The organism is Ectopseudomonas toyotomiensis (assembly GCF_017167985.1).
GTDB classification, from domain to species: Bacteria; Pseudomonadota; Gammaproteobacteria; order Pseudomonadales; family Pseudomonadaceae; genus Aquipseudomonas; species Aquipseudomonas toyotomiensis.
In genome coordinates, this window is the sequence record NZ_CP070505.1 from 1,422,405 (window position 1) to 1,441,212 (window position 18,808).

Here is an 18,808-nt window from a genome sequence, read left to right on the forward strand (position 1 = left end):
CACGGCCCAATTATTGCAAAATATTTGGGCTACGCTCTCAGCATTGAGCAGCGGACAGGGGCGCATCATGTCGTTACGCAGTCATCAGATGAACTTCACCGGACAGGAACGGCGCTGGCTGCCCTGGTTCGGCAAAACCGGCAAACTGGCCATGCGCTGGTCATGCCTGCTCAATGCCGGACAGGTGGCGCGAGTCGAGAAAACCTTCGCAGGCTTGGCGCAAACCCGTGTCGACCTGCTGGTCAACTGGGCGCGCCAGCACTGGCAAGAGCTCGAGCTGATCGCCAGTGGCCTGCAGCAGGCCTGGCCCATCACGGCCAACAGCGAGCTGCACAGAGCGCACAGCCACATGCCGGAAGTCTCCGAGCTGTTCGTGGTGGACGTCAGTGGCCTCGTTATCGCCTCCACTCATGCCCCCCGCGCAGGTCAGCGCCACGATGCAAAGGCCCTAGCCACCGGCCTGGCCGCGCCCTTCCTGCACGGTCCTTATATCGACCCGGTGACCCGGCAACTGGGTGCGACCACCTCCAAGTTCCATGACGCCGTTACCCTGGTGTTCCATCAACCGCTACGCCATGCCGGCAAGGTAGTCGGTTGCCTGTGCGCACGCATTCCCAACGACGTGCTGAGCGACCTGATCCAGCGCGAGGCCGGACACGTCTACCGCGACTCGGGTGACAACTACCTGTTCATGGTGCAAAGCCGTCATGACCCGCAGATCGCCCCGGGCACCGCCCTGTCCCGCTCGCGCTTCGAAGACGATACCTTCAGCGGCGGCGACAACCTGAAACAGGGCGTAAAAACCGCTTTCGGCACCGTTCGGGTGCAGAACCATACCGAGTTCGAGCTGCGCTTCACCGATCCAGCAACGGGCGAGCTGCACCCGGGGGTGCGCGAAACCATCCGCAACGGCAGGAACCTTTTCGCCCTTTACCCGGGCTACCCGGATTACCGGCACATCCCGGTGATCGGCGCCGGACTGACCCTGCAGATGCCCGGCTCGCCCGATACCTGGGGGCTGATGTGCGAGGGCGACCTGGAGGAGGTTTACCGTCAGCGCAGCCTCAGCTACACGCTTTCCAGCCACCTGCTCCTTGGTCTACTGGCCTTGGGGTTGCTGCAGTGGCAACTGCAGCAACTGGTGCCGGCCTTCGCGGTACAGGCCGGCATGATCGCCACAGCGGCCATGATGTTCGCTTACTGGGGCTTGAGCCTGCGTCCGCGCGTGCGCAGGCTCCAGGCTCTCTCGGACTTCTTCCTGGAAACCGCCGAATGCGGCGCACCACTGAGCAACCGCCTGGCCCCCGAATTGTTCGGCAGTGACGAGGCCGGCGCGCTGGCCGGCTGGGTAAACAGCTTCGTCGACAAGATGGACCACACCATGCAGGGCATCCTCACTGCCGGTGCAGCCCTGCAACAGACCTCCACAGGACTGACGCGCACCGCCATCAACGCCAGCCAGTGTGCCACCCAGGGACAGAACGCGGCGACCTCCACTGCCCGCGCGATGGTCGAGGTCAACCACAGCATCGGCCAGGCCACAGCGCACATCCTCGACAGCGAACGCGCCTCGCAACAGGCCCTGGACATGACGCGCCAGGGCAGCGCTGCGGTTAACCAGAATGCCGAGGAAGTCAGCCAGCTGGCCGAGCGCATCGAACAGTCCAGCCAATCCCTGCAGGCCCTGAATCGACAGACCGAAGAGATCCAGCACATCAGCGAGTCGATCCACGCCATCGCCGAGCAAACCAACCTGCTGGCCCTGAACGCTGCGATCGAAGCCGCTCGTGCCGGCGACAGCGGCCGCGGCTTCGCGGTGGTGGCAGATGAAGTGCGTAATCTGGCGCAGCGCACGGCGCAAGCGACCGAAGAGATCACCACCACCCTGGCCAGCGTGCGCCAGCAGACCCTGGACAGCATGAGCAGCATGCGCAGTTGCCAGGAAGCGGCCCAGCGCAGCGTGACGCGTTCCGATGAAGCCACCGCAGCCCTGGCGCGCATCCAGCACGAAGTGGAAGCGATGCAGAGCCGCCTTGGCCAGTTGAGTCAGGGCATGCAATCTCAACTGGCGCAGGTGCATGCAGTCAACGATCAGGCCCAGGCCATTACCGGCGCCGCCGAACGCAGTAGCCAGAGCGCAGATGAAACCCTGCAAGCTGCACAAGTCCTGGCGCAACTGGTGCTCGATCTGCACAAGACGGCGAACCGCCTCAGCCATCAGGAGCCCCAGACTGATCAGCACACGACGATCCAGCACGGCTGGCAAGCGCCGCCTAGGATGAAGAGCGATCTGAGCATGAGCGCCACTCATCGCTGAATGAGCGGCGCTTGCTTGTCATTCATACTCGCGCGCACTAAGGTGCGCGCCATTCATGTTCCGCCAGGGTGCGCTGCGCAAGCAGTGTTAAACGGGAAGTCGGTGCGCTTTTGTTGAGCAAACCCGACGCTGCCCCCGCAACGGTAATCGACAGCAAGCCCAAAGCTTGCGCCACGTCCAACAGCCACTGGGCCAAGCCTGGGAAGGTGGACGCGGGTCGAGAGCCCGGAGACCGGCCAAGGCGGTGCGACTGGTGTTGCGGAGGGCGACACGGTCAAGCGCCGTCCTGCCCGCGCTTGCGCCTGCCCTCCTCGAACGTCTGCCGACTGTTGAGGAAAAATAATGAAACTGTCTCGTCTGGCTCTGGCCATCGCCGTCATGCCAGGTCTTTCGCTGGCCGCCGAACCCTACGTGGCCGAGCCACTGGTCGTCACCTCCGGGCGCCTGGCCGAACCGCAAGCGCAGGCTACCGCCGCCACCACGGTGTTCAAACGGGACGACATCGAGCGCCTGCAGGTCAGCAGCGTTACCGAGCTACTGGAGCGTGTGCCCGGCCTCAGCGTCGTCCGCACTGGCGGTGCAGGCAGCCAGACGGGCGTGTTCCTGCGCGGCGCCAGCACGGCACAAACCCTGGTCCTGGTCGACGGGCAACGTATCGCGGCAGCCTCCAGCGGCACCAGCAGCCTGGAGTTTCTCGCCCCCGAGCAGATCGAGCGTATCGAAGTGGTTCGTGGAGCGCGTTCGGCGCTATACGGCTCAGACGCCATTGGCGGGGTGATTCAGATCTTCACTCGCCAGGGCGATGGCCAGGGCCTCAAGCCTTACGCACGGCTGGCGGCTGGCAGTGATAGCACTTACCAGCGCAGCCTCGGCCTCTCCGGCGGCGACAAGCGCACTCGTTTTCACCTGGGTGCCGCTCTGGACGAGACTGCCGGCATCGACGCCACCCGCGACGGTTTCGGCGCCAATGGCGACGACGACGCCTACCGCAACCGCTCGTTAAGCCTGAATCTGTCGCACCGCTTCAACGACTCGCTGGAGGTTGGCTTCACTGCGCTCGATCAGCGCGGGCAGGTGGAGTATGACGACACCTTCACTGGCTCCCTGCCAACCACCGATTTTCTGCTCAGCAGCATCTCTGGTTTTATCGAGGCTCGTGTTACCGAAGTCTGGAGCAGCCGCCTGGAACTGGGACACAGCGAGGACAAGCGCGACAGCGGCAACGACCAGGCAGGCGGTACCGTCAGCCAGTTCAATACCTACCGTGACGCAGCCAACTGGCTGAACACCCTGACACTCAACGAAAACCACCAACTGCTGCTAGGTCTGGACTGGTATGAAGATCGAGCGCAGGGCACGACGGACTTTGTCGAGGACTCACGCTGGAACCGCGCGGCCTTCGTTCAGCATCGTTATATCGGAGAAACGTTCTCGACCGAGCTAGGGGTGCGCCACGACGACAACCAGCAATTTGGTAACGAGAACACATGGAACGCGTCATTGACCTTACCCCTCAACAACGCCAACGACCTGATCCTGTCGTATAGCGAAGGCTTCCGCGCCCCGACCTTCAACGACCTTTACTACCCGGACTTCTGCTTTGGTGGCATGTGCTTCCCCAGTGCCAATCCCGACCTCGCCCCGGAACGCTCCAAGAGCTACGAGCTGCAATGGCGTAGCCGCTACAGCGACACAGGATCGTTGCAGGCTTCCGTGTATCGAACCGATATCGAGGACGCCATCGTCCTGGACGAGAACTTCATTCCACAGAACGTCCAGACAGCCCGGATCAATGGCTTCGAAGCCGCCGTGCAGCAGGAGTTGTTCGGCTGGCAAGGCAATCTCGCGCTGGCCCTGATCGACCCGCGTGACCGCGCCAGCGGCCATACCCTGCAGCGCCGCGCCAAACGCACTTTGAGCCTGGACGTCGACCGCCGCTTTGGCGATGTGTCGGTGGGCGCAGGCTGGCGTGCGATCAGTGGTCGCTACGACGACGCCGACAACGAGATCGAAATGAGCGGCTACGGCCTGCTGAGCCTGCGCGCCGCCTGGCAGGCCAATGAGGAACTGGGGCTGAGCCTGAAGCTGGATAACCTGCTGAACAAGGACTATGCAGAATCGACCTACAGTACACCCAATGGCCGTTTCGGCTACAACAGCGCCGGCCGCACCGCACTATTCGCCGTCACCTGGACGCCGCAACTCTAAAGTTGATGTGCAATCTGCGTAGGGTGGTTTAGCGGAGCTGAACACCAATCTTGCAAACGCAGATACAGGCAGCGCGCTCGGATGGCCGCCCCACGTAACCCACCAGGCGATGGATCGCCTTGCACCAATGGTGGCTTACGCCGCATCAAGCACAGTGAGTCACGCAACCACCGCAACAAGCGGCTCCCCCCTACGCGACCATATGCAACCCACGTAACGCTACCGTGCCTCGGCCATCAACTCGCACAACCGCTCGATGGCGCCCAGCATCTGCCGGCTAGGCCGTTCCAGGCCCTTGTCCGGCACCGCCCAGACCTGTCCCAGCCGCACCGCATGCAACTGCGGCCAGGCTTGCCAGACGCTCAGCTCGGCATTGCTGCCACCGAGTATCACGTCCGGATCACGCGCCAGCACCGCCTCGACGCTGACCTGCGGCGCCGGCTGCGGCAGGTCGGCGAACAGGTTGCGCGCTCCACACACCTGCAAGGCGTCACCGATCAGTTGCTCGCCACCGATGGTGTACAGCGGTTGGTGCCAGACCTGGTAGAACACCGCAAGGGGCTGCTCACGCCGGTAGCGCTGGCGCAGCGCGTCCAGTTCGGCGCGAAACTCAGCCGCCAGCCGCGTCCCCTGCTCGGCCCGGCCCACTTGCTCGCCAATACGCATGAAGGCCTCGCCGAGTTGCTCGAGGCGCTGCGGCTCGACAATCAGCAGGTCAATGCCGAAACGCTGCAACTGCGCTTGTTGCGCCGGCGGCACACTGCCAGGCGCGATGAGGATCAGATCCGGCGCCAGCTGTAACAGGCGCTCGAATTCCAGCTGGCCATAACGACCGACTGTGGGGAGATGGGCCAGCGCGGCGGGACGCTCATCACCGTCGAGCACGCCGACCAGCAGGTCGGCGGCATCCAGATCAAGCATGATTTCACTGAGCGATGGGGCCAGGCTGATTACCCGCTCGGCGGCTGTCAGCGGCAACGCCAGCAGGCAAAGCGCGAGCAGCAGCGTGCGCATCAGCCCAACTGGCGGGGTATGCGGTAGAGGCTGTGCAGCACGATGGACGACAGCGCCAGCAGTACCAACGGGATCGCCTCGAGGCCAGCGAGGACTGCCAACGCGGCGATCCACGCAGGCAGCGCAGCACCGAGCAAGGCACGCAGACGGACACGATCCAGCTCCAGCCAGGCGGCAGGTTCGTCGTCGCTGTCGAGAGCCTTTTCGGTCGCGATCAGAGCGCGTTTGTAAGCGGAGAACAACGGCAGGCTGACGAACATCGAAGCCAGGCCGGCGATGAACAGCGGCATGGTCAGCACCGTGGTGCTACCGCCGCCGAACAGCAGGTTGAACATGAACACGGGCGCCAGCGCCACGCCCAGCTGACGCCACCAGGCCAGCGCCAGGCGACGCTTTACCTGGCCTCGGGTCACAGGCTTTCCTCGGTCTCGCCCTGATGCTGGTTGCCCAGCATATGACCGAGCTTGCCGGCCTTGGTGGCGAGGTAGCGCTTGTTGTAGGGATTGTGCGCAATCTGCAGCGGCACACGGTGATCCACGGCGATGCCCATGTCGCCCAAGGCTTTGACCTTGCGCGGGTTATTGGTCATCAGCTTGAGGCTGTCGATGCCCAGGTGCTCGAGCATCGGCAGGCAGATGGCGTAATCACGCTGGTCGGCGCCGAAACCCAGGCGCTCGTTGGCTTCCACGGTATCGGCACCGCCGTCCTGCAGTTCATAGGCGCGAATCTTGTTCAGCAGACCAATACCACGGCCCTCCTGACGCAGATACAGCAGCACGCCGCGGCCTTCGTTGGCGATGGCCTGCAGCGCCGCCTGCAGCTGGGCACCACAGTCGCAACGCAAGCTGAACAGTGCGTCGCCGGTCAGGCATTCGGAATGCAGACGTCCCAGCACCGGTGCACCGTCGGCGACGTTGCCGAAGGTCAGGGCGACATGTTCCTTGCCGGTAGCCTCATCGAGGAAACCGTGCATGGTGAACACACCGAAGGGCGTGGGCAGTTGGGAGGCGGCGACGAACACGACGGACACCGGATACTCCTAGCAATGAGTACGAAACAGGGCCGGCATTGTATCAGCAGCCCCCGCTGGCGGGTCAGTCAGAATTGCCGATCATCAGTATCGAAACGGTCAATGGCAGTCTCATAGCTTGGACTCCAGCACTAGCATCCCCTGCTCCTCGCGCCAGCCAACCCGACCGAGGAAGCTCATGCCCAGCAGCGCCTCATGCGGCGCGCCACCTTCGAGCACCACAGCTTCGACGCCGAGCACCTCGAGATCGCCGACCTTGACCCGGTCGAGCATCACTCGCCAGCCACGCGCAACGCCGCTGGCGGTGTTGACCTGCAGAGGCCGCCCACTGACTCGATAATCGATACCCAGGCGTCGGGCATGGGCGTCGTTGAGCGCCACCGAGGTGGCGCCGGTATCCACCAGAAACTGCACCGTCTGGCCGTTGACCGAACCGGCCACCCAGTAATGTCCGCCGATGCCCTTGGCGATGCTCAGACGCTTCCTTACCGGCTCGGCGAAACCGGCACTGTATTCACGACTCAGTGGATAGACGCGCTCGACGCCCTCGACACGTAGCACCGCGCCCTGCTTGTCGACGCTGACCACTTCCACCCCGCCAGGGCCGGCCTGGCCGACCCGCACCAACTTGCGCTGGCCATCGACATTGAGCACCGCCGCACCGGGAAACAGGCCGACCACCTGAACCTGAGAGGCCGCCCAGGGAGAACTCGCACATAGCAGCGCCAGCGCGGCGAGACAATGACGAAGCTGCATGTATGAAGGCCTCCCGGCTCAGTCGAAGGGATAGGGTTGCTGCCAGCGCTCGAAGATTGGCCGCAGCTCACCACTGGCGATCAGCTGCGTCATACGCTGATCGAAGAGCTTGGCCAGGATATGGCCGCGTGGCGTATCGGCAAAGCCGAGATAGAGCGGCAATTGCATCAGATTCGTCACCCGGTATTGCTGAGGCTTGGCGGCCCGGCCCAGTACGTAGTCGACCTCGGGACGGGCATCGATATAGAAATCCGCGTGGCCCAGCTCGAGCATGCCGAGGATACCGTCACGCCGCTGTACTTCCCGGTAGTCGTGCACATTCGGCAGATATTCCTCGTAACCGTAGCCTCGCACCCAGACCAGCCGGTGCTTGCCCAGGCCGTCCAAGGTCGGCACCGGTTTGTCCTTGAGGGCGAGTGCGACGATCTGATCACGGTCATAGTGATGCTTGGGGTAGAACACCGGCCCCTCGACCTCGTCACGATAGGAACCGACCCAGGCATCGGCTTCGCCACGCTGCACCAACCCGACAGAACGGGTGTATGGCACGCTGTGAATATCCAGACGGACGCCTGCCGGCTCGAACACCTCGCGCATGACATCCCAGCCCAGACCGGTACCATCGGCTTCGGTATAGGCCTCCCAGATTTCACTGGCCAGACGTATTTCACCTGGCAGCTCGCCCTGGGCCTGAGCACCAGACAAGGCAGAGAGCATCAGCAGCATCCCCAGCCAGACTTGCCTCATGCGCATGTCCACTCCTTAGAAACCCAGCCCGGCTCCATAGTTGGCCCAGCCCCAGACCAACCCCTGCATCGCCAACCAGGCAAAGACCCCGGCGATGACATCATCGAGCATGATGCCTACACCGCCATGCACGTGCCGATCGATCCAGCGAATCGGCCAGGGTTTGACGATGTCGAACAGGCGAAACATGAGAAAGCCTAGCAGCAACCAGACCCAGCCCTCGGGCACCAGCCACAGGGTGATCCACATGCCGACCATTTCGTCCCAGACGATGCCTTCGTGATCGTGCACGCGCAGGTCGTCAGCCACCTTGCCGCATAGCCAGAAGCCGAACAGCATGGTCACCCCGAGCATCAGCCAGTAGCCCCAGTCCGGCAACATCTGCCATAGCGGCACGAACGGCAGCGCCACCAGCGACCCCCAGGTGCCGGGCGCCTTGGGCAGGGTGCCGGAGCCGAAGCCGAAGGCGATGAAATGCCAGGGATTGCGCCATACCGAAGGCGGTACGTACTCGGCGGGAACCTGGTTGGGGTGATCGGTCACACGCACTCCGTCCTGTCAGAAATGTTGGTAGCCGCCACGCGGCGGCTCGATGGGCTGGCCGGCGGCGTCCAGCAACTCTACCCCAGAGCCGGCCTGCACACGGCCAATCACCCGTATTTCGGGCCAATCGGCCTGCAGATCGGCGAGCAGGGCTGGCGGTAGGGTAAAGGCCAGTCGGTAGTCATCGCCACCGCCCAGCGCGCAGACCCGCGCCTGCTGCTCGCCGGCGAAGGCGCGCAGCGGCGCAGACAGCGGCACGTGCTCCAGCTCGATCTTAAGGGCGACCTGTGAAGCCTTGGCGATATGCCCGCAGTCGGCCAACAGGCCGTCGGAAATATCCAGCGCGGCCGTGGCGCGGCCACGCAGCGCTTGCCCCAAAGCCAATTGGGGTTGCGGCGACCAGTAGCGCGCCAGCAATGCTTCGCTGATGTCCGCCGCTGCCTCGCGCTGCCCCAGCACCAACGGCAGCGCGCCCGCGGCATCGCCCAGCTCGCCGCCGACGCAAAGCAGATCGCCCACCTGCGCGCCGCTACGCAGCAGCGCCTGTCCGCTCGGCACTCGGCCGAACACGGTGAGCGTCAGACTCAACGGGCCACGCGTGGTATCGCCGCCGACCAGCGCCAGCGAACAGCTCTGCGCCATCGTTTGCAGGCCGCGAGCGAATTCGGCCAGCCAGGTTTCATTGGCGCTCGGCAGGGTCAGGGCAAGGGTAAAAGCCAGCGGCGTAGCGCCCATGGCGGCCAGATCACTGGCGGAAACGGCCAGCGCGCGCTGACCGAGGAGAAAGGCATCGCAGGCGTCGGGGAAATGCACCCCGGCGACCAAGGTGTCGGTGGAAACCGCCAGCTGTTCACCGGCGGGCAACGCCAGCAGCGCGCAGTCATCACCAATACCGAGAACCACTCCGTCGCCGCCCTGAGCACAACGGGCGGCGGCGAAATAGCGACGGATCAGCTCGAACTCATTCACCGCTTGTTGGCGTTGACTTCGGCGGCACGCAGCTTGGGCGCGAGCTTGTCGAGAATGCCGTTGACGAACTTGTGCCCGTCGGTGGCGCCGAACACCTTGGCCAGCTCGATACCTTCGTTGATCACCACCTTGTAGGGGACGTCGACGCGGTTCTTCAGCTCGTAGGTGGACAGGCGCAGGATGGCCAGCTCGACCGGGTCGATCTCTTCCAGCGGGCGATCGAGCAGGGGCGTGAAGGTCTCGTCCAGCTCGGTCTTGTGCCGCGGCACGCCGTGCAGGATTTCGTGGAAGTAGGCACCATCGACCTTGCTGAAATCGTTGTCGACGCGAAACTGCGCTTCGATCTCGTTCAGCGGCTGGCCGGCGATGTGCCAGGAGTACAGGGCCTGCATGGCCAGGGTACGGGCTTCGCGGCGCGCGAGAATCTTGCCGCTGGGGCCCTTCTTGGCCGGCTGGCCGTTACCGGAGTTGCTCACTTGGCCTCCAACTGCGCCAGCAGGCTGACCATTTCCAGGGCAGACAGCGCAGCTTCGGCACCCTTGTTACCCGCCTTGGTGCCGGAGCGTTCGATGGCTTGTTCGATGGAGTCGACGGTCAACACGCCGAAGGCGACCGGCACGCCGTATTCCATGGAAACCTGGGCCAGGCCCTTGGTGCACTCGCCCGCTACGTATTCGAAGTGCGGGGTGCCGCCACGAATGACCGCGCCCAGGGCGATGATCGCGGCGAACTCACCACGCTGAGCGACCTTCTGGGTCACCAACGGAATCTCGAAAGCACCCGGCGCACGGATGATGGTGATGTCGCTCTCGCTAACACCGTGGCGAACCAGGGCGTCGATGGCGCCGCTGACCAGGCTCTCGACGACGAAGCTGTTGAAACGGCCTACCACCAGGGCGTATTTGCCCTTCGGGGCGATGAAGGTACCTTCGATGGTCTTCAGGGTCATGACGGGTCTCACATGGGTTAAAGAGCCGGAGCGCCTTGCGCTCCGAAAATAAAATTCGTTTGTCGGCGTAGCCCGGATGCAATCCGGGGCCAGTGTGCCGATCTCCCCGGATTTCATCCGGCTACGTGCTTTAGCTCCCCTCTCCCATTTGTGGGAGAGGGGTCGGGGGAGAGGGTCGGCGTTGGCCACGACACCCTCTCCCGCCCTGCGGGCCGCTTTTAGTCAGCCGGCAGGTATTCTACAACTTCGAGGTCGAAGCCGGATATCGCGTTGAACTTCATCGGCGAGCTCATCAGGCGCATCTTGCGCACGCCGAGGTCACGCAGGATCTGCGAACCGGCGCCGACGGTGCTGTAGGTCGCCGGATTGGCCGGTTGCTGACGACCGATAAGCGCCAGCAGCTCCGGCCCGGTCAGCGGGTTGCCCAGCAGCAGCACCACGCCACTGCCGGCCTTGGCCACTTCCGCCATCGCCGCACGCATGCTCCATCGGCCCGGCTGGTTGACCAGGAACAGGTCGCGTAGCGGGTCCATGTTGTGCACGCGCACCAGGGTCGGTTCCTCGGCGCAGATGGTGCCCAGGGTCAGCGCCATGTGCGCGGTGTCTTCCACCGCGTCACGGTAGGTCACCAGATTGAACTGGCCCAGCTCGGTGTCCAACGGCTGCTCGCTGATGCGTTCGACGGTGCGCTCGTGGATCAGACGGTAGTGGATCAGGTCGGCGATGGTGCCGATCTTCAGGCCGTGCTCTTCGGCGAACTTTTCCAGCTCCGGGCGGCGGGCCATGGTGCCGTCGTCGTTCATGATCTCGCAGATCACCCCGCTCGGTTCGAAGCCGCCCATGCGCGCCAGGTCGCAGGCCGCCTCGGTGTGACCGGCACGGGCCAGTACGCCGCCAGGCTGGGCCATCAGCGGGAAGATATGACCTGGGCTGACGATATCGTCGGCCACGGCATTGCGCGCCACGGCGGCCTGCACGGTACGCGCGCGGTCGGCGGCGGAGATGCCGGTGGTCACACCCTCGGCCGCCTCGATGGAGACGGTGAACTTGGTGCCGAAGCCGGAGCCATTACGCGGCGCCATCAGCGGCAGCTTGAGCAGCTCGCAGCGCTCGCGGGTCATTGGCATGCAGATCAGGCCACGGGCAAAGCGGGCCATGAAGTTGATATGTTCGGCCGTCACGCATTCCGACGCGATGATGATGTCGCCTTCGTTCTCGCGGTCCTCGTCATCCATGAGGATGACCATCTTGCCGGCGCGGATGTCTTCGATCAGTTCTTCAGCGGTATTGAGCGCCATCGGGGCGTCTCCTCAATTCTTCAGGTAGCCGTGTTCGGCGAGAAAGCTTTCGGTCAGGCCCGAGGCCTTGGGCTCGGCGGCCTTGTCGCCGAGCAGCAGGCGCTCCAAGTAACGCGCCAGCAGGTCGACTTCGAGGTTGACCTTACGCCCGGCCTGGTAGTCGACCATGATGGTCTCGGCCAGGGTGTGCGGCACGATGGTCAGTTCGAACTCGGCGCCATCGACCGCGTTGACGGTCAGGCTGGTGCCGTCGACGGTGATCGAGCCCTTGTGCGCGATGTACTTGGCCAGCTCACGCGGGGCGCGCACCTTGAACTGCACGGCGCGGGCGTTATCGGCTCGGGAGACGATCTCGCCGACGCCGTCGACGTGGCCGCTGACCAGGTGCCCGCCGAGGCGGCTGGTGGGCGTCAGGGCCTTTTCCAGGTTAACCGCGCTGCCGGGTTTGAGGTCGACGAAGGCCGTACGCGCCAGCGTCTCGCGGCTGACGTCGGCCCAGAAGCCGTCGCCGGGCAGTTCCACTGCGGTCAGGCACACGCCGTTGACGGCGATGCTGTCGCCGAGCTTGACGTCGCCCAGATCGAGCTTGCCGGTGGCCACGTAGACGCGCACGTCGCCGCCCTTGGGCGTTATGGCGCGGATGCTGCCGATGGCTTCGATTATGCCGGTGAACATGCGCCCTCCGGTGTCACGTTGAAGATGGTGCTGAACAGCATGGACGAACTCCTGTTTTGGTCAAAAACAGGGCAATGCCGATCGATAGGGATTTCGCGGACGCGCAAAAAGCGCCCGAGGAGGGAATCCCGCTCTCTCTTTATCCGGACTATACCGTCGGCCCCGGAATCGCACCGGGTCTGCTGGACCTCGCCAGGCAGGTGCCATGGCGAGCGCTCGCGGGCTAGGTTCTGCGAACCATTACCGCCGGTGGGGAATTCCACCCCGCCCTGAGAACGTTGCGGCCATATGAATGACCGCGTGGCGTTTTACCATATTTATCGCAGCGCTGCATGGCCTGTAGGGTGCGCTGTGCGCACCAGAACCAACCGCCGATCTGCCAGGCCAGCACCTGTTCCCGTGCCAGCTCGAATCATTGCCGCCAGGCAAAGGGGATGTGGAGAGAGCCGCGGCGGCCGCGGTGCGCACGGCGCCCCTACCTGGTCTTGGGCACCGCGGTAATCTGCCAGTCGTCACCGACGGCGCGGATATCGACAATCTGCAGCTCCGGCGCCTCGGCCATACGATTGAGCGGCAGCTCGAACAACGGCCGAGCACTGGAGCCGAGCAGCTTGGGCGCAACGAAGATGCGGTACTCGTCCACCAACCCGGCACGCGCGAAGGCGCCGGCCAGACGCGGCCCGGCTTCGACCAGCACCTCGTTGACGCCACGGCCGGCCAGTTCCAGCAGCAACTTGCGCAAATCGACGTGACCATTGCTGCCCGGCACGGCAAGCAGTTCGTGGCCGTCGGCCAGGTAGCGGTCGCGCGCGGCAGCGGCCGCGCAGGTGGCCACCAGCGCCGGGCCGACCTGGAAGAACGCCTTGCTCAGCGGCACCCGCAGCCGGCCATCGACCAGTACCCGCAGTGGCGGCCGCGAGGCTGCCATGAAGGTGGCCTCCACACCCAGTCCCAGCTCATCGGGGCGCACGGTCAACCGGGCATCGTCAGCTAGCACGGTATCGGCACCGCTGAGCACCACGCTGGACTGCGCACGCAAACGCTGCACCTCGGCACGCGCCGCCGGGCCGGTGATCCACTGGCTTTCGCCACTGGCCATGGCCGTGCGGCCATCGAGACTCATCGCCGATTTGACTCGCACAAACGGCAGGCCGGTTTCCATGCGTTTGATGAAGCCGACATTGAGCGCGCGCGCCTCGGCCTCCAGCACGCCGGCCAACACCTCGATACCGGCATTGGCCAGGCGCAACAAACCGCGACCCGCGACCTGCGGGTTGGGATCCTGCATCGCCGCGACCACCCGGCCGACACCGGCGGCGACCAGCGCATCGGCGCAGGGCGGCGTACGCCCATGGTGACTGCAGGGTTCCAAAGTGACATAGGCGGTGGCACCGCGCGCCCGTTCGCCTGCCTGGCGCAGAGCATGCACCTCGGCGTGCGGTTCACCGGCACGAGCATGCCAGCCCTCGCCGACGATCTCGCCATCACACACGATGACGCAACCGACACGCGGATTGGGATGAGTGGAGTAAAGGCCTTTGCGCGCCAGCCGCAGGGCGCGCGCCATGAACAAGTGGTCGCGCTCGCTCATCGGCTTTTCGACGGCTCGCGGGCCAGGCGTTCGATCTCTTCGCGGAACTCGTTGAGATCCTGAAAGCGTCGGTACACCGAGGCGAAACGAATGTAGGCCACCTCGTCGAGCTTGCTCAGCTCGGTCATCACCAACTCACCGAGCACCAGCGATTTCACCTCACGTTCGCCGGTGGCACGCAATTGCTGCTTGATGCGGGCGATGGCCTCTTCCAGACGCTCGACGCTTACCGGGCGTTTTTCCAGCGCACGCTGCATGCCGGCGCGCAGCTTCTCTTCATCGAAGGGCTGACGACTGCCGTCCTGCTTGATCAGGCGCGGCATCACCAGCTCGGCGGTTTCGAAAGTGGTGAAGCGCTCGCCGCAGGCCACACATTCGCGGCGGCGGCGAACCTGATCGCCCTCGGCGACCAGGCGGGAATCGATGACCTTGGTGTCGTTGGCGGCGCAGAAGGGACAATGCATGGCAGGCGCTGACTGATTGGCGGCAAAGGCGCCATGGTAGCGCATAGCACGCCGTTGAAAAATGTAAGTAGCCTTGAGCAGGCCTGCTTGGCAGGTACAAGACAAATTAAGCTATGGGCAAGCACCTCCAAGAGCAGTACATGCCATGAACCGATACCTGCCCCTTCTGCCACTGGCCCTGAGCGGCCTGCTTGCCGCCTGCGCCGGCGAGCCAACAACCACCGTGCCGCCCCCCATGCCAGCACCTGCACTGGCAGACCCCAGCACTGCGCCGATTCATGGCCCTGGCCTGCGTGGCGAGTTGCTTGGCGTCGCAGCAGGCGCCGATGTCGACCTGGCACTGCTGGGCGTGGATATGCGCGGCAGGCCGCGCGCGCTGCTCGGCCAGGTTCATCTGCGTGGAAGCGGCGAAGCGCTGCCGTTTCATCTGCCCCTGAGCAACCTGCAGACGCCGCAGGATCTGCGCCTGGAGCTGCGTGGCCGGGTCAGCCAGTCCGGGCGACTGGTGCAACGCCTGCCGGCACGCACCATCGCCGAGCTGCGCGATCAGGACCTTGGCGCACTGCAGCTGGGGCCGGCGCCATGAGGCCACCCGAAGCGCTGCAGCAGGCACTGAGCGACCTGCTCGGCGATGCCCGCCTGGTGGCCGAAACGCTGCCGGGTACCGATATCGCCCTATGGCTGATCGATGCCAGCAATATGGATCGCGCGTTCAACCCCGAGGAAACCCGCCGCATCCTCGAAGAGCCGCCCTACTGGTGCTTCTGCTGGGCCAGCGGCCTGGTGCTCGCCCGCTGGCTGGCCGAACGCCCCGAGTGGGTACGCGGCAAACGCGTGCTGGATTTCGGCGCAGGCTCCGGCGTGGCTGCCATCGCCGCAGCCAGGGCGGGCGCCGCCGAAGTGGTGGCCTGCGACCTCGACCCAGTGGCGCTGGCCGCCAGCCGCGCCAATGCCGAGCTCAACGGCGTGACGCTGAACTACTCGGAAGATTTCTTCGCCGAAGCGGACCGCTACGACCTGATTCTGGTTGCCGACGTGCTTTATGATCGCGCCAACCTGCCGCTGCTCGATCATTTTCTCAGCCGCGGCCATCAGGCGCTGGTGGCCGATTCGCGGGTCAAGGATTTCCAACATCCGCTCTACCAGCGCCTGGCAATGCTGGATGGCTGCACCTGGCCGGACCTGGCCGAGCCGGCGGAATTCCGCGAAGTCAGCCTGTATCACGCCGCGCGCCCCTTGTAACCGCGCCACACTGCCCGCATTAATAGACCATTGCCCTGCTTTTTCGAGACCGACCATGAGCGACTCCCCCTACATCTTCGACATCTCCGGCGCCGCCAGCTTCGAGCAACTGGTGATCGAGAACTCCTTCCACAAACCGGTGCTGGTGGACTTCTGGGCCGAGTGGTGCGCGCCGTGCAAGGCGCTGATGCCGATGCTGGCGAAGATCACCGAGGAATACGCCGGTGAATTGCTGCTGGCCAAGGTCAACTGCGATATCGAGCAGGACATCGTCATGCGTTTCGGCATTCGCAGCCTGCCGACCGTGGTGCTATTCAAGAACGGTCAGCCGGTGGACGGCTTCGCCGGTGCCCAGCCGGAAGCGGCGATCCGCGAGATGCTCAAACCCCATGTCGCCGAACCCGCTCCTGCCGCTGCCGATCCGATGGAAGCTGCCCAGGCGTTGTTCACCGAAGGACGTTTTGCCGACACCGAAGCGCTACTCAAGCAGGTGCTGACGGAAGACAACGAGAACGCGGCCGCGCTGATTCTCTACGCACGCTGCCTGGCCGAACGCGGCGAGCTGGGCGAGGCGGAAACCGTGCTCAACGCGGTCAAGGGTGATGAGCACAAGCAGGCACTGGCCGGCGCCAAGGCGCAGCTGACCTTCCTGCGCCAGGCCGTCGACCTGCCAGACGCTGCCACGCTGAAAAGCCGCCTGGCACAGAATGCCGAGGATGACGAAGCGGTGTATCAACTGGCCGTGCAACAACTGGCGCGCCAGCAGTACGAAGCGGCGTTGGACGGCCTGCTCAAGCTGTTCGTGCGCAATCGCAGCTACAGCGACGGCCTGCCCCACAAGACCCTGCTGCAGGTGTTCGATCTGCTAGGCGGCGACCACCCGCTGGTCACCAGCTACCGCCGCAAGCTGTATCAGGCGATCTACTGACCTCTAGGACTTTAAATAACACTCGCCGTAGGGTGCGCCATGCGCACCGCGGCCTAGCCAAATCGAGCAGACGCTACCCGGTGCGCGCGGCGCACCCTACGGGCAGATCGCCACTCGGCCTGCCTTACTCCGCCACCCAGTGATAGATCGGCGCATCCGCTCCGGTTTCCATGCGGATCTGCGAGCAGTGGCGCAGGCGCACCAACAGACGCTTGCCCGCTGCCTCACCGCCAGCCAGTGCCGCCAGTTGCGCCAGCAACCGCGGACCCTCGACCGAACCGGCATCGCGCACCAGTTGCAGTGTGGTCTGCCATAGTCGGTCACTGCTATCAGCCGCCGTCCCTGCTAAGGGCTGAATAGCCGCCGGTGTGACGGCGACGTGCTCTGCCAGTTGCGCCCAGTCCTCGGCATCCAGCTCCAGCGTCAGATCCACCGGCCAGTCGCCAATGCGCCCACGTATTCGCACCATGTTCAGCCTCCAGTCAGGATCTTGCATGCTCCCATGACAGCGCCGGGCTGGCCAGTTCGCCACGAAAGTTGTTATAATGTAACAATCAAATCGCACCTACGCTGGAGATAACCATGCGCCACCTGCTGCTCGCCCTGCCCTTCGCCCTGTTGCCCCTGGTCGCTGCCCAGGCTCATGAGCACGGCCATGATCACGACAGCCTGGGTGCCCACGAGCATGGTGTCGCCAGCCTCAATGCCGCGCTGGACGGCAATCTGCTGGAGCTGCAATTCGAAAGCCCGGCGATGAACCTGGTCGGCTTCGAATATGCGGCCAAGAGCGATGCCGACAAGGCCAAGGTCGCGGCCGCCAAGCGCGAGCTGGAGCAGCCCATCAGCCTGTTCGCCCTGACCAGCGGCGACTGCAAGGCCACTCAGGTCGAACTGCAAAGCCCGCTGTTTGGCGACGCAGACCACGACCACGACCACGACCACGACCACGACCATCATGATCATGAGGGCGAACACAGCGACATCCATGCGCACTACCGCTTCGAATGCGCCAAGGCCAACGAATTGAAACAACTGGATCTGGCCGAGCTGTTCAAACGCTTCCCCGCCACCGAGAAGATTCAGATACAACTGATCGGCCCGAACGGCCAACAGGGCGTGGAACTGACTCCAGCCCAGCCACGCCTGTCTTTCTGATGCCGCAGGGTGGATCGGGGCGCATAGCTGACGCTCTTTTCATCCACCACGCCTGCTTTGAGGGAGGGCCAGGGGCGACTCGCTTTAGCTGCGAAAAAGCTCGCTAAAGCGCCTCCCACAACCTGCTCCGGAGGTGTGAATGCCATCCGAGAGCTCGGCTCAGATGATCAGGCCAGCATGCCCGGCTTTTCATGAACGACGATTCGAAGAAACCATGACCCAACCTCTGATCGAACTCGCCGATCTCGGCTTCGCCTGGCCTGGCCAGGCGCAGTTGCTGAATATTCCCCATTTCACCCTGGCGCGTGGCGAAACCCTGTTTCTCAAGGGCCCCAGCGGCAGCGGCAAGACCACCCTACTCGGCCTGCTGGGTGGCGTGCAGAAGGCCCAGCACGGACACATCCGCCTGCTCGGCCAGGAACTCGGCCAGCTCTCGGCCGGTGCCCGTGATCGCTTCCGCGTCGATCACACCGGCTACATCTTCCAGCAGTTCAACCTGTTGCCCTTTCTCTCGGTGCGCGAGAACGTCGAACTGCCCTGCCGCTTCTCGCGTCTGCGCGCAGAACGTGCGCGCCAGCGCCATGGCAGCGTCGATGCTGCAGCCGCGGCGCTGCTCGACCACCTCGGCCTGCGCGCCGAACTGCTCGGCCGCCGCGCCGACGAGCTGTCCATCGGCCAACAACAACGCGTTGCCGCCGCGCGTGCACTGATCGGCCAACCGGAACTGGTGATCGCTGACGAACCCACTTCGGCGCTGGACTTCGACGCCCGCGAAGCCTTCCTGCGACTGTTGTTCGCCGAATGCCGCGCCGCCGGCGCCAGCCTGCTGTTCGTCAGCCACGACCAGAGCCTGGCGCCGCTATTCGACCGCAGCCTGTCGCTGGCCGAACTCAACCGCGCCACGCGCGCCCAGGAGGCCTGA

The 18,808-nt window shown here is 64.4% G+C and carries 21 protein-coding genes and 2 riboswitches; of the genes, 7 read left to right on the plus strand and 14 right to left on the minus strand.

All coding sequences use genetic code 11. The features are described 5' to 3' along the window. Positions 1 to 67 precede the first annotated feature (67 nt). Together JWV26_RS06505 and JWV26_RS06510 are read left to right on the plus strand one after the other, a co-directional pair. Positions 68 to 2,317, plus strand: coding sequence for a methyl-accepting chemotaxis protein (locus JWV26_RS06505; RefSeq protein WP_241201279.1), 2,250 nt, complete (start codon positions 68 to 70; stop codon positions 2,315 to 2,317). Positions 2,318 to 2,366: 49 nt separating this feature from the next. Then, positions 2,367 to 2,572, plus strand: a riboswitch (cobalamin riboswitch). 87 nt (positions 2,573 to 2,659) lie between these two features. Next, positions 2,660 to 4,525, plus strand: coding sequence for a TonB-dependent receptor domain-containing protein (locus tag JWV26_RS06510; RefSeq protein ID WP_206418672.1), 1,866 nt, complete (start codon positions 2,660 to 2,662; stop codon positions 4,523 to 4,525). Between the two features lie 219 nt (positions 4,526 to 4,744). Here JWV26_RS06510 and JWV26_RS06515 read toward each other — a convergent pair whose 3' ends face one another. The 13 genes from JWV26_RS06515 to nrdR all read right to left on the minus strand — a co-directional run bounded on the left by JWV26_RS06515 (position 4,745) and on the right by nrdR (position 14,561). Further along, complete coding sequence (locus tag JWV26_RS06515) at positions 4,745 to 5,539, minus strand: cobalamin-binding protein (RefSeq protein WP_206418673.1); 795 nt, start codon at positions 5,537 to 5,539, stop codon at positions 4,745 to 4,747. Further along, the gene (locus tag JWV26_RS06520; protein WP_017675574.1) at positions 5,539 to 5,952 is read right to left on the minus strand and encodes a hypothetical protein; all 414 of its coding nucleotides are present in this window, start codon (positions 5,950 to 5,952) and stop codon (positions 5,539 to 5,541) included. Before JWV26_RS06520 ends, JWV26_RS06515 begins: the two co-directional genes overlap by 1 nt. Beyond that, on the minus strand, positions 5,949 to 6,569 hold the full coding sequence (ribA, locus tag JWV26_RS06525; RefSeq protein WP_017675575.1) for a GTP cyclohydrolase II: 621 nt from the start codon (positions 6,567 to 6,569) through the stop codon (positions 5,949 to 5,951). The genes JWV26_RS06520 and ribA overlap by 4 nt, the downstream gene beginning before the upstream one ends. A 111-nt stretch (positions 6,570 to 6,680) precedes the next feature. Next, positions 6,681 to 7,325, minus strand: coding sequence for a retropepsin-like aspartic protease family protein (locus JWV26_RS06530; protein ID WP_074918557.1), 645 nt, complete (start codon positions 7,323 to 7,325; stop codon positions 6,681 to 6,683). An 18-nt stretch (positions 7,326 to 7,343) separates the two neighbouring features. Continuing rightward, entirely contained in the window at positions 7,344 to 8,078 is a 735-nt protein-coding gene (locus tag JWV26_RS06535; RefSeq protein ID WP_074918555.1) for a substrate-binding periplasmic protein, read from the minus strand. A 9-nt stretch (positions 8,079 to 8,087) separates the two neighbouring features. Further along, entirely contained in the window at positions 8,088 to 8,615 is a 528-nt protein-coding gene (locus JWV26_RS06540) for a phosphatidylglycerophosphatase A family protein (RefSeq protein ID WP_017675578.1), read from the minus strand. 15 nt (positions 8,616 to 8,630) lie between these two features. Beyond that, positions 8,631 to 9,584 (minus strand): thiamine-phosphate kinase, encoded by a 954-nt coding sequence (thiL, locus tag JWV26_RS06545; protein WP_079782708.1) that lies wholly within the window; start codon positions 9,582 to 9,584, stop codon positions 8,631 to 8,633. Beyond that, a complete protein-coding gene (nusB, locus tag JWV26_RS06550; protein ID WP_079782707.1) occupies positions 9,581 to 10,060 on the minus strand; it encodes a transcription antitermination factor NusB in 480 nt (159 codons plus the stop codon). Before nusB ends, thiL begins: the two co-directional genes overlap by 4 nt. After that, positions 10,057 to 10,533 carry a 6,7-dimethyl-8-ribityllumazine synthase gene (ribH, locus tag JWV26_RS06555; protein WP_003243999.1) on the minus strand — a complete coding sequence of 159 codons (477 nt, stop codon included), beginning with the start codon at positions 10,531 to 10,533 and terminating at the stop codon, positions 10,057 to 10,059. The genes nusB and ribH overlap by 4 nt, the downstream gene beginning before the upstream one ends. A gap of 218 nt (positions 10,534 to 10,751) precedes the next feature. Next, positions 10,752 to 11,831, minus strand: coding sequence for a bifunctional 3,4-dihydroxy-2-butanone-4-phosphate synthase/GTP cyclohydrolase II (gene ribBA / locus JWV26_RS06560; protein WP_024309629.1), 1,080 nt, complete (start codon positions 11,829 to 11,831; stop codon positions 10,752 to 10,754). Positions 11,832 to 11,843: 12 nt separating this feature from the next. Beyond that, positions 11,844 to 12,506: a riboflavin synthase gene (locus tag JWV26_RS06565; protein ID WP_206418674.1), complete on the minus strand. Its 663-nt coding sequence runs from the start codon at positions 12,504 to 12,506 to the stop codon at positions 11,844 to 11,846. Positions 12,507 to 12,632: 126 nt separating this feature from the next. Further along, a riboswitch (FMN riboswitch) is annotated at positions 12,633 to 12,787 on the minus strand. Positions 12,788 to 12,981: 194 nt separating this feature from the next. Further along, a complete protein-coding gene (ribD, locus tag JWV26_RS06570) occupies positions 12,982 to 14,097 on the minus strand; it encodes a bifunctional diaminohydroxyphosphoribosylaminopyrimidine deaminase/5-amino-6-(5-phosphoribosylamino)uracil reductase RibD (RefSeq protein WP_206418675.1) in 1,116 nt (371 codons plus the stop codon). Further along, a complete protein-coding gene (nrdR, locus tag JWV26_RS06575; protein WP_003243991.1) occupies positions 14,094 to 14,561 on the minus strand; it encodes a transcriptional regulator NrdR in 468 nt (155 codons plus the stop codon). The genes ribD and nrdR overlap by 4 nt, the downstream gene beginning before the upstream one ends. Before the next feature lie 145 nt (positions 14,562 to 14,706). Between nrdR and JWV26_RS06580 the strand changes: the two genes are divergently transcribed. The 3 genes from JWV26_RS06580 to trxA are packed head-to-tail and all read left to right on the plus strand — an operon-like array spanning position 14,707 to position 16,731. Further along, the gene (locus JWV26_RS06580; protein ID WP_206418676.1) at positions 14,707 to 15,147 is read left to right on the plus strand and encodes a hypothetical protein; all 441 of its coding nucleotides are present in this window, start codon (positions 14,707 to 14,709) and stop codon (positions 15,145 to 15,147) included. Next, positions 15,144 to 15,803 carry a class I SAM-dependent methyltransferase gene (locus JWV26_RS06585; protein ID WP_206418677.1) on the plus strand — a complete coding sequence of 220 codons (660 nt, stop codon included), beginning with the start codon at positions 15,144 to 15,146 and terminating at the stop codon, positions 15,801 to 15,803. The genes JWV26_RS06580 and JWV26_RS06585 overlap by 4 nt, the downstream gene beginning before the upstream one ends. Before the next feature lie 55 nt (positions 15,804 to 15,858). Continuing rightward, on the plus strand, positions 15,859 to 16,731 hold the full coding sequence (gene trxA, locus JWV26_RS06590) for a thioredoxin (protein WP_206418678.1): 873 nt from the start codon (positions 15,859 to 15,861) through the stop codon (positions 16,729 to 16,731). A 124-nt stretch (positions 16,732 to 16,855) separates the two neighbouring features. On the opposite strand, the gene JWV26_RS06595 is transcribed toward trxA, so the two are convergent. Continuing rightward, positions 16,856 to 17,200: a hypothetical protein gene (locus JWV26_RS06595; protein ID WP_206418679.1), complete on the minus strand. Its 345-nt coding sequence runs from the start codon at positions 17,198 to 17,200 to the stop codon at positions 16,856 to 16,858. Between the two features lie 113 nt (positions 17,201 to 17,313). Here JWV26_RS06595 and JWV26_RS06600 point away from each other — a divergent pair, with 113 nt between their 5' ends. Both JWV26_RS06600 and JWV26_RS06605 read left to right on the plus strand, forming a co-directional pair. Further along, entirely contained in the window at positions 17,314 to 17,886 is a 573-nt protein-coding gene (locus JWV26_RS06600; protein WP_206418680.1) for a DUF2796 domain-containing protein, read from the plus strand. A 214-nt stretch (positions 17,887 to 18,100) separates the two neighbouring features. Then, the gene (locus tag JWV26_RS06605) at positions 18,101 to 18,808 is read left to right on the plus strand and encodes an ABC transporter ATP-binding protein (protein WP_206418681.1); all 708 of its coding nucleotides are present in this window, start codon (positions 18,101 to 18,103) and stop codon (positions 18,806 to 18,808) included.

Excerpts from the sequence above, each read along its gene's own strand:
- trxA (WP_206418678.1), top strand. The coding sequence starts at position 15,859 with ATGAGCGACTCCCCCTACATCTTCGACATCTCCGGCGCCGCCAGCTTC.
- JWV26_RS06595 (WP_206418679.1), bottom strand. The coding sequence starts at position 17,200 with ATGGTGCGAATACGTGGGCGCATTGGCGACTGGCCGGTGGATCTGACG.
- JWV26_RS06565 (WP_206418674.1), bottom strand. The coding sequence starts at position 12,506 with ATGTTCACCGGCATAATCGAAGCCATCGGCAGCATCCGCGCCATAACG.
- JWV26_RS06585 (WP_206418677.1), top strand. The coding sequence starts at position 15,144 with ATGAGGCCACCCGAAGCGCTGCAGCAGGCACTGAGCGACCTGCTCGGC.
- JWV26_RS06530 (WP_074918557.1), bottom strand. The coding sequence starts at position 7,325 with ATGCAGCTTCGTCATTGTCTCGCCGCGCTGGCGCTGCTATGTGCGAGT.
- ribH (WP_003243999.1), bottom strand. The coding sequence starts at position 10,533 with ATGACCCTGAAGACCATCGAAGGTACCTTCATCGCCCCGAAGGGCAAA.
- ribBA (WP_024309629.1), bottom strand. The coding sequence starts at position 11,831 with ATGGCGCTCAATACCGCTGAAGAACTGATCGAAGACATCCGCGCCGGC.
- JWV26_RS06600 (WP_206418680.1), top strand. The coding sequence starts at position 17,314 with ATGCGCCACCTGCTGCTCGCCCTGCCCTTCGCCCTGTTGCCCCTGGTC.
- JWV26_RS06510 (WP_206418672.1), top strand. The coding sequence starts at position 2,660 with ATGAAACTGTCTCGTCTGGCTCTGGCCATCGCCGTCATGCCAGGTCTT.
- JWV26_RS06535 (WP_074918555.1), bottom strand. The coding sequence starts at position 8,078 with ATGCGCATGAGGCAAGTCTGGCTGGGGATGCTGCTGATGCTCTCTGCC.
- nrdR (WP_003243991.1), bottom strand. The coding sequence starts at position 14,561 with ATGCATTGTCCCTTCTGCGCCGCCAACGACACCAAGGTCATCGATTCC.
- JWV26_RS06580 (WP_206418676.1), top strand. The coding sequence starts at position 14,707 with ATGAACCGATACCTGCCCCTTCTGCCACTGGCCCTGAGCGGCCTGCTT.
- JWV26_RS06505 (WP_241201279.1), top strand. The coding sequence starts at position 68 with ATGTCGTTACGCAGTCATCAGATGAACTTCACCGGACAGGAACGGCGC.
- JWV26_RS06605 (WP_206418681.1), top strand. The coding sequence starts at position 18,101 with ATGACCCAACCTCTGATCGAACTCGCCGATCTCGGCTTCGCCTGGCCT.
- ribD (WP_206418675.1), bottom strand. The coding sequence starts at position 14,097 with ATGAGCGAGCGCGACCACTTGTTCATGGCGCGCGCCCTGCGGCTGGCG.
- JWV26_RS06515 (WP_206418673.1), bottom strand. The coding sequence starts at position 5,539 with ATGCGCACGCTGCTGCTCGCGCTTTGCCTGCTGGCGTTGCCGCTGACA.